At 68.1% G+C, this 19,160-nt stretch carries 11 protein-coding genes; 6 read left to right on the top strand and 5 right to left on the bottom strand.

Annotated features, from left to right (window positions below):
* The first annotated feature begins 1 nt into the window (after position 1).
* Genes ACNI14_RS00110 through ACNI14_RS00100 form a run of 3 tightly spaced genes read left to right on the top strand, consistent with a single transcriptional unit; the run spans position 2 to position 2,815 of the window.
* Positions 2–715, top strand: coding sequence for a lysophospholipid acyltransferase family protein (locus ACNI14_RS00110; protein ID WP_420517889.1), 714 nt, complete (start codon positions 2–4; stop codon positions 713–715).
* Entirely contained in the window at positions 712–1,713 is a 1,002-nt protein-coding gene (locus ACNI14_RS00105; protein ID WP_420517888.1) for an NAD(P)H-dependent glycerol-3-phosphate dehydrogenase, read from the top strand. The genes ACNI14_RS00110 and ACNI14_RS00105 overlap by 4 nt, the downstream gene beginning before the upstream one ends.
* A gap of 1 nt (position 1,714) precedes the next feature.
* Positions 1,715–2,815, top strand: a complete 1,101-nt coding sequence (locus ACNI14_RS00100) for a D-alanine--D-alanine ligase family protein (protein WP_420517887.1) — start codon at positions 1,715–1,717, stop codon at positions 2,813–2,815.
* Positions 2,816–2,878: 63 nt separating this feature from the next.
* On the opposite strand, the gene ACNI14_RS00095 is transcribed toward ACNI14_RS00100, so the two are convergent.
* From ACNI14_RS00095 to ACNI14_RS00080, 4 genes are all read right to left on the bottom strand, one after another.
* Entirely contained in the window at positions 2,879–3,676 is a 798-nt protein-coding gene (locus ACNI14_RS00095) for a sugar phosphate isomerase/epimerase family protein (RefSeq protein ID WP_420517886.1), read from the bottom strand.
* Positions 3,677–3,921: 245 nt separating this feature from the next.
* The gene (locus ACNI14_RS00090) at positions 3,922–7,236 is read right to left on the bottom strand and encodes a PQQ-dependent sugar dehydrogenase (protein ID WP_420517885.1); all 3,315 of its coding nucleotides are present in this window, start codon (positions 7,234–7,236) and stop codon (positions 3,922–3,924) included.
* Positions 7,237–7,963: 727 nt separating this feature from the next.
* Positions 7,964–14,836: a PQQ-dependent sugar dehydrogenase gene (locus tag ACNI14_RS00085; protein WP_420517884.1), complete on the bottom strand. Its 6,873-nt coding sequence runs from the start codon at positions 14,834–14,836 to the stop codon at positions 7,964–7,966.
* A 192-nt stretch (positions 14,837–15,028) separates the two neighbouring features.
* The gene (locus ACNI14_RS00080; RefSeq protein ID WP_420517883.1) at positions 15,029–15,496 is read right to left on the bottom strand and encodes a DUF3515 family protein; all 468 of its coding nucleotides are present in this window, start codon (positions 15,494–15,496) and stop codon (positions 15,029–15,031) included.
* Between the two features lie 98 nt (positions 15,497–15,594).
* Between ACNI14_RS00080 and ACNI14_RS00075 the strand changes: the two genes are divergently transcribed.
* The 3 genes from ACNI14_RS00075 to ACNI14_RS00065 are packed head-to-tail and all read left to right on the top strand — an operon-like array spanning position 15,595 to position 18,621.
* Positions 15,595–16,968, top strand: a complete 1,374-nt coding sequence (locus ACNI14_RS00075; protein WP_420517882.1) for an MATE family efflux transporter — start codon at positions 15,595–15,597, stop codon at positions 16,966–16,968.
* A gap of 9 nt (positions 16,969–16,977) precedes the next feature.
* Positions 16,978–17,922: a thiamine-phosphate kinase gene (locus ACNI14_RS00070; protein ID WP_420517881.1), complete on the top strand. Its 945-nt coding sequence runs from the start codon at positions 16,978–16,980 to the stop codon at positions 17,920–17,922.
* 54 nt (positions 17,923–17,976) lie between these two features.
* The gene (locus ACNI14_RS00065; protein WP_420517880.1) at positions 17,977–18,621 is read left to right on the top strand and encodes a hypothetical protein; all 645 of its coding nucleotides are present in this window, start codon (positions 17,977–17,979) and stop codon (positions 18,619–18,621) included.
* A gap of 118 nt (positions 18,622–18,739) precedes the next feature.
* Here ACNI14_RS00065 and rpmB read toward each other — a convergent pair whose 3' ends face one another.
* Entirely contained in the window at positions 18,740–18,931 is a 192-nt protein-coding gene (gene rpmB / locus ACNI14_RS00060) for a 50S ribosomal protein L28 (RefSeq protein ID WP_420517879.1), read from the bottom strand.
* Between the last annotated feature and the right edge of the window lie 229 nt (positions 18,932–19,160).

The raw sequence follows: 19,160 nt of genomic DNA, 5'->3' as shown, positions 1-19,160 counted from the left end.
GATGTCCCCCAAGATCCCCGCCGGGTTCCGCGCCGCGGCGGCGCTCGTCAAGCCCGTGCTCCTCGGCTCGACGCGACGCGTGTGGTCGGGCAGTGAGCACCTTCCCGCGGACCGTGGCTTCATCGCGGTCTCGAACCACGTGACCTACGCGGATCCCTTCACGTTCGCTCACTACCTGTACGACCACGGCTTCGCGCCGCACTTCCTGGCGAAGGCATCGCTGTTCGACCTGCCCGTCGCTGGCAGGTTCCTCGCGCACCTCGACCAGGTTCCCGTGCACCGGGGAGGCTCCCAGGCGCGTGACGCCGTCGAGGCGTCCGCGAAGCTGCTCGCGCGCGGCGACTCGATCGCGGTGTTCCCCGAGGGCACGCTGACGCGAGATCCTGAGATGTGGCCCATGCTCGCGCGCACCGGCGCCGCACGGATGGCCCTTGAATACGACGTCCCGGTGGTGCCGGTGGCCCAGTGGGGTGCTCATCAGCTGCTCGCGCCCTACTCGAAGCGGCCCAACCTCTGCCCCAGGAAGACGGTGACGGTGCAGGCTGGCCCACCGGTCGACCTGGAGGAGTTTCGCGGACGTCCGCTCGACATCGAGGTGCTGCGCGGCGCGACCGACCGCATCATGGCTACGCTGACTTCCATGCTCGAGGAGATCCGCGGAGAGACGGCGCCGCCCAAGCCGTGGGACATGCGCCGCGAGGGCGGCGGCCGATGACCCGGGCCGCAGTGCTGGGATCCGGGGCCTGGGGCACGACCTTCGCCGCGGTGCTGGCCGACGCCGGCACCGAGGTGACCCTCTGGGGCCGTGACGAGGACGTCGCGCACCAGATCAACACCGAACGCCGCAACGAACGGTTCCTGCCCGGCATGGAGCTCCCCGAGGGGATCGCCGCGACGGCCGATGCGCGGGTCGCCCTGGCGGGCGCGGACTTCGTGGCGGTCGCACTTCCGGCGCAGAAAGTGCGCAGCATCATCGGCGATCTCGCCGATGCGGTCCCGGCCGATGCGGTCGTGGCGTCCTTGATGAAGGGCATCGAGGTCGGTACGCACGCGCGCATGAGCGACGTCCTGCGCGAGGTGTGGGGACTGACCGCCGAGCGCACTCTCGTGGTGTCGGGCCCCAACTTGGCGCGCGAGATCGCCGTCAAGCAGCCCACCGCGACTGTGGTGGCCGGCACGGACACATCGGCCGCAGAGATGCTCGCCACCGCGACGGCCTCCAGCTACTTCCGCCCGTACACGAACCCCGATGTAGTGGGCGTCGAACTGTGCGGAGCGTTCAAGAACGTCATCGCCGTCGGCGTGGGCGTGACGGACGGCATGGGGTTCGGACACAACACGACGGCCACCGTCATCACCCGCGGCCTCGCGGAGATCACGCGCCTGGGCGTCGCGCTGGGCGCGCACCCCGACACCTTCTCGGGTCTCGCGGGCATGGGCGACCTCATCGCCACCTGCGCATCCCCGCTGTCACGTAACCACACCCTGGGCGCGCACATCGGCCGCGGGCTCGGCCTGGCCGACGCGATCGACCGCACCGGAGGCACCGCCGAGGGCGTCCAGACGTCCCTGTCGATCCAGGAGCTCGCGCGCGAGCACGGCATCGATGTGCCGATCTGCGACGCGGTGGTCGACATGCTTCACCACGGGCAGCCACTCGGCGAGGTTCTCACTTCGCTGCTGTCGCGGCCGCGCAAGGCGGAGCTGAGCTAGCGTGGCTGAGGCTTCCCGGCCCACCGTGGCCGTGATGTTCGGTGGGCGGTCCTCCGAGCACGCAGTGTCGTGCGCGACCGCAGGAGGAGTGCTCGAGGCGATCGACCGCGAGCGTTGGAACGTCGTGGCCGTGGGCATCACCGAGGACGGGCGCTGGGTGCCGGCCTCGGACGACGCGCAGTCCTGGCGCATCCGTGGGGGCGAGCTGCCCCGAGTCGCGCCGGACGAGCGCACCGTGCTGCCGCCGCGCGACTCCAGTGAGCGCACCTGGCGCGTCCAAGGGGCGGATGGCCGCGCATCGGCGTTGGCAGAGGTTGACGTCGTCCTGCCGCTGCTGCACGGGCCGTTCGGCGAGGACGGGACCATCCAGGGCGCCCTCGAGCTGATCGACGTGCGCTACGTGGGGTCCGGCGTGCTGGCCTCGGCCGTGGGCATGGACAAGGCGTACATGAAGATCGTGCTGCGCGCCGCGGGCCTGCCGGTGACGCCCGACGTGGTGCTGGCACCGGGGGAGGACCCCGACTCCCGGCGCGCGGAGATCGAGGCGCTCGGGATGCCGGTGTTCGTGAAGCCGGCGCGGGCCGGGTCCTCGATGGGGATCTCGAAGGTGTCGCGCTGGTCGCAGCTGGCGGCGGCCGTCGCCGCGGCTGTCGTGCACGACCCGAAGGTGCTGGTGGAGCAGGCGGTGGTCGGTCGGGAGATCGAGACTGCGGTGCTCGACGGGCCCGAGGGTCCAGTGGCGTCGCCGGCCGGTGAGATCGTCACGGGCGGTGGTCGCGAGTTCTACGACTTCGAGGCGAAGTACCTCGACGAGGCGGCGGTGGATCTGCGCTGCCCCACCGAGCTCCCCGACGACGTGGCGCTGCGCGTGGCCGACATGGCGCTGCGGGCCTTCCAGGCGGTGGGGGCGGAGTCGCTCGCGCGCGTGGACGTGTTCGTCGCCGAGGACGGCACGGTCACGGTGAACGAGATCAACACCATGCCGGGATTCACGTCGACCAGCATGTACCCGCGGATGTGGGCCGCAGGTGGGGTCAGTTACCCCGAACTCGTTGAGATGCTGCTTGCTGGCGCGCTCGCGCGTCCCGTCGGCCTGCGATAGCTGATCAGACGCACGAGCGCCCCGGCCCGATGGGGCCGGGGCGCTCGCTAGTTCAGGTGTGGATCAGAACGTGTTGCACGTGAGGAAGTTGAAGCTGTCGCGCGCGAACTCTGCGTCGGCCGGTGCACCGTCGCGCTCGAGCACGTAGAGCTTCACGTTGCCCTGGGCCGCCTGGAGGATCGGGTCCCAGTCGATGTCGCCCTCGCCCACATCCGTGAGGTCTGCGCGGCCATAGGGTGCAGTGCCGTCCTTGATGTGGAGAAGTTCGATGCGGTCACCGTACTCTTCCAGGAGGGCGACAACATCAGCGCCACCAGAGATCGCCCAGTACACGTCGAGCTGGAACGTGACATACCGCGGGTCGGTGTTCTCGACGAGGATCTGCCACGCGCTCTTCATCTCGCCGGTGTCAGGGTCCTCATACTGCGTAGTGAACTCGCTCGCGTGATTGTGTCCGAAGAACTTGCCGGTCCCGTTCTTCACCGAACGTTCGCCTAGTCGGTTCATCGTCTCCGCTGTGGCGAGGGTGTTCTCGTACGAGCCGATGCCCGGTGAGGCGAAGCCGCCCGAGCCGACGTACTTCTGTCCCAGGTCCTTCGCGTCCTCGAGCGTGGCGTCGAAGTTCGCCTCATTGGTGCTTCCATGCGACGACGGTGCCTTCATCTTGCGGTCCTTGAGCAAGTCGCGGTACTCCTCTCTGGAGTAGCCGCCATAGGAACCGCCGAAGGGCTCGACATTGCGCAGACCGATGTCCTCCAGTTCATCCAGCATGGCTTCGATCCCGATCTGGTTCTGCCAACTGCGGTAGCTGAACAGTTGGATCGAGATCTTGCTGGCAGGGACTGATCGCCCAGCGCACATCGCTGCATCGTTGGCGTTGTCGCTTGGTGGGGCAGCTGTTGCCGGGCCGGCGAGCGCGAACGCACTTCCGGCTACGGCCGCCGCTGCGGCGAGGGCAGTCACGGTCCTTCGCTTGAGAGTGAGAGTGGTGTTCATTGTGGTTCTCCTTTTGGGCGACTTCGTCGTCGCCGTGGTGGGAAACCCGGCCGCGGTCTGCGGCCGGCGATGCGAGGCGGAGCGCTCGCGAGGAGCGCTCCGCCCCACGGTTAGCGCAGCGAGTCGATGATCGCCGCGATGTCGCGAGTGAGGAGGTCGTCGGACGTGGCATCAGCCAATCTCTCGAGCGCCTTAATCGCCTGGCCGTTCCGGCCTGCGTCGACATGACGCATGGCCTGGTCGAGGAAGGCGCTCAGATGCGCCGCCTCGCTGCGAGCAGTGTCATCGTCCGCAATGACGCGGTCGACGTGGACCTCCAGGTCGGCGATCGTGGCCTCGACTGTGAAGGTCACAGTGTCCTCGCTGACGTTGCCGGCGACATCGGTCGCCGTCGCCATCAGGCTGTGCTCGCCGAGTTCGAGGGTCGCGACGTCGATCTCGCCCGGCTCGACGGTCTCGCCGTCGAGCGTGAACGTGGTCGAGTCGATCCCCGAGACGGCGTCCTCAGCCGTGATCCCCAGGTCGATCGTCGAGGTCGATCTGACGATGTCGCCGTCAGCCACCCCTGTGATCGCGACCTCGGGGGCCGTGCCGTCGATGCTGACCGTGATCGATCCGACCTCGGAGATGTTGCCTCCATTGTCGATGGCACGGTAATGCACCTCGGTGACCCCCTCCTCGTTGATCGTGACGGGCCGCAGCGCCCCGGACCTCCGGTTGCGGACGCTCGACCAGGTGTCGCCGCCGTCGTAGGAGACTTCACCGTCGGCGATCTGTCCGTTGTCAGTAGCACTCAACTGCAGGGTGACGGGGCCGGTGTACCAGCCGTTCTCGCCGGTCGGTTCGGCCGGGTTGAGTGACATGGTCGCCTCGGGCGGCGTGACGTCCGTGACGCCGTCGCCCTGGAACGTGAGCGTGTCGAGTTCGACGCCACCGGTGGATGTCACATAAAGCTCACCGGTTCCTTCGGGGAAGGCGTCGATATCGGCCTGCACGTCAGACCAGCTCGCGGAGTCGATCGCTGCCGTGGCGAATGGTGCCGCATCGGCCGCACCCCAGCGAAGCTCGATTGTTCCGCTGCCTTGGCCGCGAACTACTACTCCGTCGATGCCGGTGAAGTTGACCGGATTCCACGAGAGGTAGTCGCCCGGGTCGAGCGATGTCACCTTCGACAGGGCACCGGCCGTGTCATCCGCCACCACGTCGGCACCGGAGATGACGTCGGCGTGCTCGGCCTCCTGGACGAACGGATTCAGCACCAGCGATGTCTCCGCCTGAGCGGACGGGATGTCGCCGTTGCCCTGGTCGTCGTACGTGGCGACGACGACGCCGAACAGCTTCTCGGTCTCGCCGTGCTCAGGAGCATCCGCGGGAGTAGCCCACGCGCCTGCGCAGCCACTTCCGAGCACCTCTGGGTGGGCGTGAGTGTCGTGACCGAGCCCGAGCGTCCAGCTCAGGTTCGAGCACACGGTCTCGTCGCCGTCCTCCGGATCGGTCGTCGAGAACGAGTACGGGACCGCGTCGCCCCAGTTGAAGAACCCACCATCGGCCGGGTACTCAGCCGTGAGCGTCGGAGCGACGTTGCCCACGGTGATCGCACGTGAGGTGATACCGGTGCGCCCACCCGGGTCGGTGACGCGCAGCCGGACCGTGTACTGGCCCAGTTCCGTGTACTGCGCTGAGACAGAGACGCCAGTCTCGTCGAATACGCCGTCTCCGTCGAGGTCCCATTCGTACGTGAGCGCTCCACCTTCCGGATCGGAGGAACCGGACCCGTCCAGGTCGACGGTCAGCGGTGCGGTCGAGGACGAGATCGGGTCAGCGGCGATGACGGCCGTGGGGCTCTTGTCGCCCTCGGCGTAGTCGACGCGGTAGAGACCCGCCTCGGGGTTCTGGCGGAAGAAGCCGTTGCCGTAATCCAGGATGTACAGCGAGCCGTCAGGCCCGAATTCCATGTCGATCGGGCTATCGGTGATCGCCTGCACATTGTCAGTGAGAGCTGCGTTGGGCAGCACGTGCTCGACGTGAGTCACGGGGCCGTCCGGGTCCGGGATGGTGAGCGCAGCGATGTAGTCCTGAGAAAACTCGTAGAAGAACGCCTTCCCGTCCCAGTACGCCGGCCACTGCGTGCTCGGGCCGTCCGGGTCGTAGCGGAACGTGGGGCCTCCCATGGGCCCCTGGCCTCCCTGTGAGTCGAACTCCACGAACTCATCGAAGGGCTGGTCCCCAGTGTTGTCGCCGTAGTACACCTGCGGCGCGGTCGCCGCGGGTACCACGTCGAGTCCGGTGTTCCACGTCGAGTTATTCTCAGCGCCCGCGTCGCAGTCAAAGAACTCACCGGGAGTGGCAGTCTCGAAGTCCCACTCGTTGTAGTTCGCATTGGGTCCATGGCAATACGGCCATCCGCCATTGAGTGCGGTGGTCGTGGACTGCCACTCCACATAGCCCATCGGGCCGCGGTTGGGGTTCGAGACTCCTGAGTCGGGCCCGTACTCGCCCCAGCTCACTGCGCCGGTTTGGTCGTCCACATCAATGCGGAAGGGGTTCCGCAGGCCCATGACGAAGATCTCGGGCCGTGTGAGCTCCGTGCCAGGATCGAACAGGTTCCCCTCGGGAATCGTGTACGAGCCGTCCTCTTCGGGATGGATGCGCAGGATTGCGCCCCGCAGGTCATTGGTGTTGCCCGCGCCGCGTCGAGCGTCGAATCCGGGGTTCATGCCGGGAGCGTTGTTGTTAGGCGCGAAGCCGTTGGAGCCAGGGGTGCTCGCGGGGGTGTTGTCACCGGTCGATAGGTAGACGTTGCCCTCGCCGTCGAAGTCGATGTCACCGCCCACGTGGCAGCACTGGCCGCGCTGGACCTCGACCTGCAGCAGCACCTGCTCGGTCGACAGGTCGATCGAGCCGGAGGTGTCGTCCCATTGCGCGCGGGTGAGCTGGTTGTAGCCCTTCCATATGTCCCAGTACGACTCATCCTCCCCGTCAGGCAGAGAGTTGGGCGCGGAACCATTGGGGGTGGTCGTCGGATATGGGCCATCCATCGTGCGAGGTGCGTAGTACAGGTACACCCAGCCCGACTCCTCGAAGTCGGGAGCGAGCGCCACGGCCTGGAGGCCGTCCTCGGAGTTCGCGTACACGTCGATCGTGTTTATGACGTCCGTCACGCCCGTCGACGGATCGGTGTGACGGATGTCGCCGTTGCGGGCCGTGTGAAGGACGGAGCCGTCGGGCATGATCGTCATACCGATCGGCTCGCCCACGTCCTTGGTGAGAAGAATCTTCTCGTAGTTCGACCAGTCCAGCGCCGCTGCGGCACCCGGCTCGTCGTCGTGGTCGACGCCATCGTGGGCTTGAGCCACGGTGGCGATCGACGTCATCGCTAGCGCGGCGGCTATTAAGGCCGCTACGCCTGCTCGGGTAGAATTCATCTTGCGTTCCTTCCGGGGGAGAAGACGCCGGTTTCCGTGTGAGATGGGGCCGACGCCTTTTTCTGGTTGGCAATGCTGGTGCCCCGTCGGCGCTAACCCGTTCCAGCGGTGCGATGGCGGGGCACCGTCATGTCAAGTGCGGAGAGGACACCTCCTCTCGCGCCGACGATCCCCCGCGAAGGCTGCGTGTACAGGGGGCCGTGAGGGCCGTGAGGGCCGTGATGCGGGAGGCGCGTAATGCGCAAGGAGGTGCCCGCGAGTGAGTGCAGGCGCGTAGTTGCGGACGGTGAACGCCCCGCAACTTCTCTGTTCAGCAGAGGCTGAACCAATCTGATCGTCATCGATCATGTTCTTGAACCTAGCCCCCCTTGTGTCGGCAGTCAAGCAAAAGATGCTCGACGGTCGGCGCAACGTTTCGATAGGGTTTCGACCGTTATGGCCAGTATTTGGATTGATGGCGGGTCGGTCTCGCCAAGCCCTGACGAGGAATGAGGAACACGCGGGTAGTGGCGCGGCAGACCGGAATGCGCTCGTGCTCGCGGTGTGGCCCTTGTCTGCTGCCACGATCATGGTCGTAGCTCACCGGTGGGACTTCACCCGAGGCGATCCGAGCGTCGATCGTGAGGTGTGCAGCTGCGCGGTGGTGACAGCGGTGCGTTCACGACAATCGCAGTGGGGCGTGAAGAACACAGACGTCAGGCAATGCGAGGCCGCGCTGGTGATCTCGCTACAGGTACTTGGCCTGCAGGTAGCTGATGACGGCTTGGTGCTCGGCCGTGGTGAGTGCGCGGTCGAATACCAGTGCCGCCGCGATGTCCATGTCGATGTAGGGGGTCCCGTCGATCTCTGCGCCGAGGATCATCCTGTCCCCGGAGGTGTTGAACGAGTGGGTGCCGGAGTCGATCTCGGTGCCGTTCGCGTAGTGGGTGAACGTGGTCGAGTCGTAGACCACGGACTGGACCAGCCACCCGGCGCCGTTGCCGTCGACGTTGGAGTCGTGGTCGCCGCACCAGCCCTGGATCGCGAGGTCGCCGTCGGAGGAGACGGTGGTGCCGAATGTCATGCCGCAGTACGGAGCTCCCCAGGAGAAGCCGCCCCAGCCGTTCGAGCGGTACTGGGTCACGACGAAGACAGTTCGCGCCGCGTCGCCCCTCGGGATTTCGTGCAGCGAGCCGTCGCGGATCAGCGCATCGTCGACTCCGTCGAACGAGACCGCCGGCATGCCGCTGGGGGTCGTGGTGCGGGTCGGGCCGCCCACTGCGGTCAGGTCGTTCCCGTGTCCCGACATGTCGGACCAGGCCGTGACCGGAGAGGTGCCGGTCAGCCCGGTGTCCGATTCGAGGCACAGCGCGGCGCTGGCGCCGGAGGGAGCCGCGCAGCCAGCCGGCGCCGCCGCCGGCGTCGCGGAGGTCTCCTGTGACGCAGCGGATTCGTTGTCTGCGTCGTCGATGGCGGTGACGACGTAGAAGTACTCGACGTCGTTGGTCACGGTGTCGTCGACGTACCCAGGTGTCGCGACGGTTGCGATCGGGGTGTCGGTGGCGGGGTCGATGGTGCCCGTGGTCTCGGAGCGGTAGATGCGGTATCCGGCGAGGTCGGGCTCGGCCTGGTCGTCCCAGGTGAGCGCTACGGTGCCGTCGTCGGCAGCAGCGTCGAGTCCCGTTGGGGCCGCTGGTGGGGTGGTGTCGGGTTCGGGTGGCGCAGGTGCTTGGGGCGTCGCTGAGACCTCGGCCGAAGGTGCTGATTGGTTGCCTGCGTCGTCGATGGCGGTGACGAGGTAGAAGTATTCGACGTCGTTGGTCACGGTGTCGTCGGTGTGCCCGGGTTCCGCGACGGTTGCGATCGGGGTGTCGGTGGCGGGGTCGATGGTGCCGGCGGTCTCGGAACGGTAGATGCGGTATCCGGCGAGGTCGGGCTCGGCCTGGTCGTCCCAGGTGAGCGCTACGGTGCCGTCCCCGGACGTCGCGTTAAGACCCGTTGGGGCCGCTGGTGGGGTGGTGTCGGGTTCGGGTGGCGCGGGTGCTTGGGGCGTTGCCGAAACCTCGGCCGAAGGTGCTGATTGGTTGCCTGCGTCGTCGATGGCGGTGACGAGGTAGAAGTATTCGACGTCGTTGGTCACGGTGTCGTCGGTGTGCCCGGGTTCCGCGACGGTTGCGATCGGGGTGTCGGTGGCGGGGTCGATGGTGCCGGCGGTCTCGGAACGGTAGATGCGGTATCCGGCGAGGTCGCCATTGGCGTCGCTGGAGGCCGTCCACGACAGCGTCACCTTGCCGTCGTCGCCGGTCGACACGAGGTCGCCGGGTGCCGACGGCGCCGCATCTTCCTCAGCTCCGGAAAGGTACTTCTGGCTCAAGTACGAGGACACGGCCGCGTGCTCCGCCGCCCCGAGAGCCCGGTCGTAGACCAGGGCCGCCGCGACATCCATGTCGATGTAGGGGGTCCCGTCGATCTCTGCGCCGAGGATCATCCTGTCCCCGGAGGTGTTGAACGAGTGGGTGCCGGAGTCGATCTCGATGCCATCGGCGTAGTGGGTGAAAGTCGTCGAGTCGTAGACCACGGACTGGACCAGCCACCCGGCGCCGTTGCCGTCGACGTTGGAGTCGTGGTCGCCACACCAGCCCTGGACGGCGAGGTCGCCGTCGCCGGAGACGGTGGTGCCGAACGTCATGCCGCAGTACGGAGCTCCCCAGGAGAAGCCGCCCCAGCCGTTGGAGCGGTACTGGGTCACGAAGAAGACGGTGCGTGCGGCGCCGCCAGTGGGAATTCCGTTCAAGGACCCGTCTCGACGCATGGAGTCGTCCACTCCGTCGAACGACACGGCCGGCATCCCGCTGGGGGTCGTGGTGCGGGTCGGGCCGCCCGTGGCGGTGAGGTCGTTTCCGTGGCCCGACATGTCGGACCAGGCCGTGACCGGAGTGGTGCCGGTCAGCCCGGTGTCCGACTCGAGGCACAGCACGGCGCTGGCGCCGGAGGGAGCCGCGCACCCATCCGGGGTCGGTGCCGGCGTCGCGGCGGCCTCGGCAGAAGCTGCCGACTGGTTGCCTGCGTCGTCAATGGCGGTGACGGCGTAGAAGTACTCGACGTCGTTGGTCACCGTGTCGTCAGTGTGCCCCGGTGTGGTCACTATGGCGATCGGAGTGTCGGTGGTCGGGTCGATGGTGCCCGTGGTCTCAGAACGGTAGATGCGGTATCCGGCGAGGTCGGGTTCGGACTGGTCATCCCAGGTGAGCGCCACGGCGCCGTCCCCGGCAGCAGCGTCGAGTCCCGTCGGTGCCGCCGGCGGTGTGGTGTCGGGCAACGGGGGAGCGGGAGTTGCGGCGGCCTCGGCCGAAGGCGCTGATTGGTTGTCGGCATCGTCGATGGCCGTGACCACGTAGAAGTACTCGACGTCGTTGGTCACGGTGTCGTCGATGTACCCGGGTTCCGCGACGGTCGCGATCGGAGCATCGGTGGCGGGGTCGATGGTGCCCGCGGTCTCCGAGCGGTAGATGCGGTATCCCGCAAGGTTGCCGTTGATGTCAGTCGAAGCCGTCCACGACAACTCGACCGTGCTGTCGCCCGCAGTGGCCTCGAGATCTTGAGGCACCGACGGCGCCACGTCCTCCACCACTTCAGGCATCGCCCAGACCTCGGGTGAGCCGGCGGACTCATTGTCGGCGTCATCGACGGCGGTGACCACGTAGAAGTACTCGGTGCCGTTGGTCACGGTGTCGTCGACGTACCCAGGTGTCGCGACGGTTGCGATCGGGGTGTCGGTGGCGGGGTCGATGGTGCCGGCGGTCTCCGAGCGGTAGATCCGGTATCCGGCGAGGTCGCCGTTGGCGTCGGTGGAGGCCGTCCACGACAGCGTGACAGCGCCGTCGCCCGCGGCCGCATCAAGACCCTGCGGCACTGATGGTGCGACTGGCTCCACGGCTCCCGAGAAGTACTTCTGGTCCAGGTACGACGACACCTCATCGTGCTCGGCAGCGCCGAGAGCACGGTTGTAGACCAGTACTGCTGCGACATCCATGTCGACGTAGGGCGTCCCGTCGATCTCTGCGCCGAGGATCATCCGGTCGCCGGAGGTGTTGAAGCGATGGGTGCCGGAGTCGATCTCGATGCCATCGGCGTAGTGGGTGAACGTGGTCGAGTCGTAGACCACGGACTGGACCAGCCACCCGGCGCCGTTGCCGTCGACGTTGGAGTCGTGGTCGCCGCACCAGCCCTGGACGGCGAGGTCGCCGTCGCCGGAGACGGTGGTGCCGAACGTCATGTCGCAGTAGGGTGCGCCCCAGGAGAAGCCGCCCCAGCCGTTCGACTGGTAGTCCGTGACGAGGAACACTGTGCGGGCGTCCTCTCCCGTGGGAATCCCGTTGAGGGCGCCGTTCCGCCTGAGCGAGTCGTCAGCTCCGTCGAAGGAGATCGCGGCCACGCCGCTCGGCGTCGTCGCGGCACCTATGGTCGGAGCCCCCGATGCCACGTCCAAATCGTTGCCGCGACCTGACTGGTCGAGCCATCCGCCCACCCCGCCAGCGCCGGAGCTGATCACGTTGAGGTCGGACTCCAGATGCAGGACGAGCCCCGCGAGCGGGAGGTCGCCACTGGGAGGCGCGGTGTCGACAGTGAAGGCCACGGTGTCCGTGGACCCCGGGTGCGTGTAGACCGTGTGGTCCGCGCGAGCGATCTGCATCTCCACCGAGTGGTTGCCGTCGGCGACGTCCGCGAAGGTGTGTGAGCCCTCGGCCCCCGAGAGGGTGACGTGCTCCCCGCCGTCGAGGCTCAAGTGGACATGATCGCCCGGAGCGAGGTCGCCGCCCACGCTCCACGACACCTGGACATCCGCGCTCCGCACGGTCGCACCGGGCGCAGGAGCAGTGATCGCGGCGGTGGGCGGTACCGGCGGGGTGGAGCCGCCCTGCAGGTACTGCTGCTCGAAGTACGCCTCGATCTGGGCGCGTTCCGTTTCGCTGACAGCACGGTCGTACACCAGCACCTCGGCAACGTCCATGTCCACCTTGCGGACGCCATTGAGCTCGGTTCCCAGCCGGATCACACCCGTACCGGTGTTGTGAGCGTGGCTGCCCGAATCGATCTCGGTGCCGTCCTTGTAGTGGACGAACCCGTCACCGCTCTTCACGATGGATTGGACCAGCCAGCCCTCGCCATCGGCCCGCGCGTTGGAGTCGAAGTCGTTGCCTCCGCCCCACCCCTGGATCCCAAGGTCGCCGTCGCTGGTGCGCACCGGTCCCCACGACTGATTCGGGTAGGTGGAGCCGTAGGTGAACCCGGCCCACCCGCCTGCGGGGGACGCGCCGTCGTACTTGACCACGGCGAACACCGAGCGATCGGCGTTGCCGGTGGGAAGGTCGTTGAAACCGGTGCGGCCCAGGCCGTCATCCTCGCCGTCGAAGCTCACCACGTTGTGCCCGTTCAGCGCGCCGGTGACGACGGTGGGGGAGCCAGACACGAGCCCCAGGCTGTTGCCGGAGTCGGACAGGTCCGTCCAGCCGGTGACGTTGCCGCCCGACCCGCTCACGCCCTGATCACCCTGGAGGCGCATGACCAGGCCCTCCGTGACCGGCGACGAGCACAGCCCGTTCGGCACGAACACTGCGGTCAGCGTCGAATCCGCCTCGGGCACCGTGTAGCCATGAGTCGCCGCGCCGCCGTCCGACCACGAGTCGAAGACGTAGGAGTCGCCCCCCAAGCACTGTGGCGATCTCGCGGTCACCGTGTGCTCGAAGCCGATGAGGGTGTCGTGCACCCATGGCGTCGCGTGAGGAACGCTGTCCAGGTTCACGACCAGTCCTGCCGGTTCCGTCGCGAGGGTGAAGTTGACCTTGTCGGGATAGATTTCCACGGTATCGGTGCCCACGAGGCCGTCCGCGTCCGTGACGGTCAGCGTGATCCGGTACCACGTCTCATTGCTGTAGTCGTGGCCGCTGGTCGGCACCGCGAACTCGCCCGATGTCCCGTTCGGGATGAGGTCCGCGGGGTGAAAATGGTTGTCGTGGCCGAACTGGACGGTCCACGCGAAATCGGCGTCCGCCAGTGGGTCATCGTCGGTGGCCTGTCCCGCGACCTGAATCGTGTCGCCCGCCCTGAAGAGCGCGTCGGCGCTGGGGGAGGTGATCGTCACATCGGGGACCGTGCCGACCTGGATGCGGATCGGCTCGGATGTCTTCGCATGGCTCGCGTCAGACACGCTGACGTAGGCGTCATAGGGGCCCTCGGCCGTGTAGGTGTGCTCCACAGCAGCCCCGCTGGCGGTGCTGCCATCGCCGAAGTGCCAGGTGTACTCCAGCGGGTCGTTCTCCGGATCGGTGGCTGTGGCGGAGAACGCCACGGTCAACGGCGCAGTGCCGGATGTGACATCTCCCTGGGCCATCGTGATGGTCGGCGCCTGGTTCCCGCCCTCGTACACCACGCGGCGAATCTGCCCCGTCGCAATGAGGGCGTAGTAGAGGGCGCCATCTGGTCCCTGTTCGATCGACACCACGGTCGTCGCTCCGCCAGGCATCTGCCCGGACGGCATGAACGGGAAGTCTCCCGTCACCGTCTCTCCCGACTCGTCGAACCTCAGGTAGCGGATGAAGTGCCGCGTGTAGTCGCCGTAGAAGTACACGCCGTTCCACGCTGCAGGGAACTGGTTGCCTCGGTACACGACGCCGCCCGTCAGCGATGCGTTGCCGGTCCCGCCGCCCGTGTGGGGGTACGCGAAGATGGGTTCGGCGAGGTCCCCGTCGGCGATCGGGCACTCGGGGAAGTCGCTGTAGGGGAATGGGCCCTCGCACCCGGGCCACTGATAGTTCAGGCCTTTGTAGGCGTCGTCGTACTTCGCGACGTGCAGGTCCTCCCACGACTCGGGGATGTCGTTGCCGCCGACTTCGCCGATGAAGAAGCGGTTCGTCGCCACGTCCCAGCTGGCCCGGAACGGGTTCCTTAGCCCATAGGCCCAGATGTAGGGGTGCTGGCCGACGGCGCCATCCGCGAATGGGTTGTCGGGCGGCACGCCGCCATCGGGCTCCACTCGGATGATCGAACCGCTCGCGTCGGTGAGGTCCTGTGCGCGGTCGGGGTTGAACTGGTCCCCGAGAGTGAGCCAGATGTTGCCGTCGGGTCCGAAGTCGAGCCCGCCGCCGTAGTGGCAGCAGCTCGTATACCCCGTGGTGTCCTGCCACACGACGAACTCCGAGCCGGCGTCGGCGCGACTCGACGTCTCGCCGGTGTTCTCGACGTGCGTGAACCGCGCGATGCGACCCTTCCCGGCCGACTTGGGGTGGTAGTAGAGATACACGTAGCCGTTGCTGGTGAAATTGGGATCGATCGCGATGTCGATCAGTCCGCGCTCGGCGTTGTTGTCGAGGTCGGTGAGCGTCAGGTAGACCTCGGTCGCCATCGGCACCGTGGCGGGATTGCCGATCTTGATCTGCCCGCCCTTCTGGAGCACGAGCATGCGGCCATCGGGCAGGAACTCCATCGAGATCGGCTCGCTGATCCCCGTGGTCAGCACCGCCTCATCGCTGAACCCCTCCAGCGACAGCGGCTCCGTGTCCGCCATGGCGGAGGGAGGCGAGGCGACGAGGACCACGCTGCCCAGTGCTGCGACCAGCAGCACGATGAGCAGTCGGATCCCCCATGGCTTGGCGGCTTTCGTGTGTTCCCCCCCGGGCCGAGCACCGCTCATCGCCAACCGTTCCCCCCAAAACGTGTGAATGTGACATTGGTCACATGGCGGCATAATACCGCTACCGGGCTCCGGCGCCACCCCCAAGTTTTCTTGGAGGGGGAGGGCGCAGCGGTCAGGAGGCTACGAGCACTCGAGACCGTTGGCGGGTGCGAGAGCGGCCGCGGGCGACAGCTCGGCGAGCACGTCGCCCACCGCCTCGTCCGCGCGGATCTGCGGCACGACGAGCTCGAGCGCGGGGGAGGCCCCGAACGTGACGGCGACCCAATCCTCGCCCTCCTCGCGCAGCAGCCAGTCGACCGTCGCGGCGGGTGTCTCCACGGCGATGCATTGCTCGGTCGTGGGGCCAGGGGGCTCGACGCCACAGCGCGCGACGATGGGGTACTCCTCGCCCCACGCCTGGGTCGCCTGCGATGTCGTTGCGCGCATCTCCAGACCCCCCACGGTCTCGGGGATCGCGAGCATCACTCGTGCGCAGTCCGGGTCCGCGGCGTAGGGAGCGGCCTCGACCACGGCCGCGTGCGCGCAGCCGGCGAGCACCGGCACCGCCAAGACGGCCGATGCGGTGGCGACGGCGAGGCGACCAGGCATGCCTTCCAGCGTAGTTCGGGTGGGAGACGCCCCCGGCCACCGCATCGGCCGTGCTGCCGCGGGTCTGTGGCGCCGATCCGAGCGGGTAGCGTCGATCCGTGACATCTCGCCGCGCCCTGTTCACCGGGCTACCGCACCGTCACGCGCTGTCCCTCGCGTGGCCCATGATCGTCGCGAACATCTCGGTGCCGCTCGTGGGTCTGGTCGACACGGCGATGCTGGGTCACTTCTCGGACACGCAGAACCTCGGAGCCGTCGCGGCGGGGGCGATCGTGCTGTCCGCTGCCTACTGGGTGCTGTCGTTCCTGAGGCTCGGCACGACGAGCCTGGTGGGGCGCGCGGTCGGGGCCGGACGCCCGCTGGACACCATCTCCCACCTGCAGCGCAGCCTGCTGCTCGCCGGCGTCATCGCGGGGGCGATCCTGGTGGTGCAGTGGGTGCTGATCCCGTTGGCGATGTCCATCGTCGCGCCGGCGGGGGAGGTGCGCGATCTCGCGACCACCTATGGCCAGATCCGGGTGCACTCGCTGCCGGCGGTGCTCGGCACCTCGGTGATCACCGGCTACTTCATCGGATCCCAGGACACCCGCCGCCCGCTCGCGATCGCGGTCGTCGTCAACCTCCTGAACCTCGGTCTGGACATCGCCTTCGTCGGGGGCCTGCGCTGGGGTGCGTCGGGCGCCGCGTGGGCGACGCTGATCGCCGAGTGGATCGGACTGGTCGTCGCAGTCGTGCTGCTGTGGCGGTTCCTCGACGCCGATCTGCGTGAACGCTTGCGACAGTGGCGAGGGCAGGGGCTGCGCTCGCGCTGGCGGGCGCTGCTGACCATGAACGCGGACCTCGCCATTCGCACCGCGCTGCTGTATGTGGCGCTCACCTTCCTGACCGCCGCCGGCGGCCGCATCAGCGAGGACGTGCTCGCGGCGAACGCGATCCTGCTCCAGATCACGCTGCTGGCGAGCTACGGGCTCGACGGCTACGCCCACGCGGCCGAGGCGATGAGCGCCAAGGAGCTCGGCAGCAGAGACCTCCAGCGGTTCCACCGTGCGAACGCGGCGGCGACCCTGCCTGCTCTCGGGATCGCGGCGGCGTTCACCGCGCTGTTCCTCGTGGGACAAGTTCCCTTCATCGCGCTCATGACGAGCCTGCCGGACCTCGCGGCGACCACCGCGGAGTACTACCACTGGGCTGCGTGGCTGCCGCTGATCTCGGTGGCGGCCTATCAGCTCGACGGGATCTTCATCGGCAGCGGCCAGACACGGATCATGCGCAACATGATGCTGGTAGCCGTGGTGGGCGTGTACCTGCCAGTGTTCCTCGTGCCCGCGTGGGTGAGGGGTCAGGCGAGTAACGACGACCTATGGCTCGCCTTCACGATGCTCAACGTGGCACGGGGGCTGCTGCTGGGAGTCGCGTACTGGCGGCTCACCCGCACGCGGGGCTGGCTCAGGACGGCCGATGCGGGAGCCTAGGCTCTTCGCATGACGACTTTCGGAGAGATGGGCGAGGACGCGCTGATCGCGCTCTTCGCCCCGCGACTGCCCAGCACCGATGCGGAGATCCTCGGCCCCGGCGACGACGCGGCGGTGCTCGCGGTCGATGGCGACCTGGTGGTCAGCACCGATGTGCTCGTGGAGAACCGGCACTTTCGGCTCGAATGGTCGAACGGGACGGACGTCGGCTGGCGCGCGGCCATGCAGAACCTTGCCGACATCGACGCGATGGGCGCCGTCCCGACCGCACTCGAGGTGACCTTGTGCGCGCCCGCATCGACTCCTGTCGAGTTCGTGCTCGAGCTGGCCGATGGCCTGCGGGAGGCGTGCGAGCCGCACGGAGTCGGGGTCGTCGGCGGGGACCTCTCCGGCGCGAGCGAGATCGTGGTCGCAGTGACGGCCATCGGAGAGACCCACGGGACCGAACCCATCACGCGGGCCGATGCGCGGGCCGGGGACGTCGTCGCCGTCGCGGGCGCGCTCGGAGCCGCCCGAGCGGGCTACGCGCAGCTGTCGCGCGGCGAACGCGTAGACGAACAGGCGATCGAACTGTTCCTGCGGCCGCAGCCGCGCATCGGCGCCGGGCTCGAGGCCGCGCTGCACCGGGCGACGGCCATGATGGACCTGTCCGATGGGTTGGCCCGGGATGCCGGCAGGCTCGCTCGCGCATCGGGGCTGACGATCGCGATCGACTCGTCCTCCGTTCCGGTTCACGACGCGGCTCGGCGCACGGCCGCAGCGCTGGAGATGCCCGAGGCGGCGCTCGCGTGGGCGCTCGCCGGGGGCGAGGATCACCACATGCTGGCGACGTTCCCGCGAGCGGCCGACGTGCCCGCCGGATGGCACGTGATCGGATCGGCCGAGGAGGGTGCCGCGCAGCTGCTGGTGGACGGTGCCGCCCCCGCGGATCAAGGGTGGGATCACTTCTCCTGACGCCGGTGTGACGATCTCCACATCAGCGGTTCGCCTGCTGGTACGGTCATCCTCATGCCAGGGAAGATGCCGGAGTCGGGCGGCCGCGAGCCGCGCGCCGGCGGCGCGGAATCCAGCGATCGCGAAGGTCGCATCGTGGCGCGTGCCTCAGGGGTCGCGGCTGCGGTCGCGGTCGCGTCGATCGGCCTCGCATACGTCGCGGCGCAGGCGGGGTTGGGGGACGCAGGAACCGCCACCGATGGCGTGGCCAGGAGCGATCGCGGCACGCGGGTCGCAGCCCATGTGCCCGAGGTCGACTCTCCGGTGGTGGCGACCGAACCCGGCCTCGGTACGGTGCTCGTGCAGCCGCACCTCGTGGAGCCGGAGCGGGCTCCGATCCCGGTGGCCCGCGAGGGTCACGGCGCGGGTGCAGCCCCGAGCGAACCGGGGGGAGACGGAGGCCCCGCGGTCAGCGACGCGCCACCCGCGGACGATGCCTCGCCCCCGGCCGCGGGCGATCCCGAGCCCGTGCGCGAAGATGGCTGGGTCGAGTGGCGTCGATGGTGGGACGCCCAGCGAGACTCGTGGGCCGAGATCCTGCACGAGCTCTCGCGGGAGCTCGACGCGGGCTCAGAGGGTTCCTCGATCGAGCAGGTCGACTGGAGCGATGATCGGTGGCGCGACCGCCTCCAGGACCGCCAGAGCAGCCGCGACCGCTGACGCGCAACTCCGGCGCCCGGGTCGACGCAGCAACGCCGTGCGAGCGTCTCAGGCGAAGCCGGGCGCGAAAAAGCCGACGCCCCCCGTGGGGTGCGTCGGCTTCGCTGGTGCGCCGAGACTAGATGGCGCGCTGAACCTTGCCCGCCTTGAGGCAGGAGGTGCACACGTTCACGCGCTTGGGCGATCCCGCGACGACGGCGCGCACACGCTGGATGTTCGGGTTCCAGCGACGCTTGGTACGGCGGTGCGAGTGCGAGATCGAGTGTCCGAAGGACGGACGCTTACCGCAGACGTCGCAGTTGGCAGCCACGATAGTTCTCCTCAAATTTCACTTGCGCTGCGCCCTGACTGGGCGGCGCCACGTTCATCTGTCCGGTGTCGGACAACCGCACTAGGGTATCTGACGAATGCCGGACCGGGCAACCGGCGGCCTCCGGAGGGACTGCGGCGAGGCTGGCCTCGTCCGCTTCCAAAGGACGCCATGCCACCATGGTCCCAGGAAAATGGCGAAGACCGGTGCCGTGATGGCGGCGCCCGTG

Origin of the sequence: Demequina pilifera (genome assembly GCF_048814985.1) — a bacterium.
Taxonomy (GTDB): Bacteria; Actinomycetota; Actinomycetes; order Actinomycetales; family Demequinaceae; genus Demequina.
This window is presented reverse-complemented; position numbering and strand designations above follow the sequence as displayed.

What these genes read in the sequence shown, in the direction of transcription:
- ACNI14_RS00110 (WP_420517889.1), top strand. Translation starts at nt 2, where the DNA reads ATGTCCCCCAAGATCCCCGCCGGGTTCCGCGCCGCGGCGGCGCTCGTC.
- ACNI14_RS00105 (WP_420517888.1), top strand. Translation starts at nt 712, where the DNA reads ATGACCCGGGCCGCAGTGCTGGGATCCGGGGCCTGGGGCACGACCTTC.
- ACNI14_RS00090 (WP_420517885.1), bottom strand. Translation starts at nt 7,236, where the DNA reads ATGAATTCTACCCGAGCAGGCGTAGCGGCCTTAATAGCCGCCGCGCTA.
- ACNI14_RS00080 (WP_420517883.1), bottom strand. Translation starts at nt 15,496, where the DNA reads ATGCCTGGTCGCCTCGCCGTCGCCACCGCATCGGCCGTCTTGGCGGTG.
- ACNI14_RS00070 (WP_420517881.1), top strand. Translation starts at nt 16,978, where the DNA reads ATGACGACTTTCGGAGAGATGGGCGAGGACGCGCTGATCGCGCTCTTC.
- ACNI14_RS00065 (WP_420517880.1), top strand. Translation starts at nt 17,977, where the DNA reads ATGCCAGGGAAGATGCCGGAGTCGGGCGGCCGCGAGCCGCGCGCCGGC.
- ACNI14_RS00095 (WP_420517886.1), bottom strand. Translation starts at nt 3,676, where the DNA reads ATGTGCGCTGGGCGATCAGTCCCTGCCAGCAAGATCTCGATCCAACTG.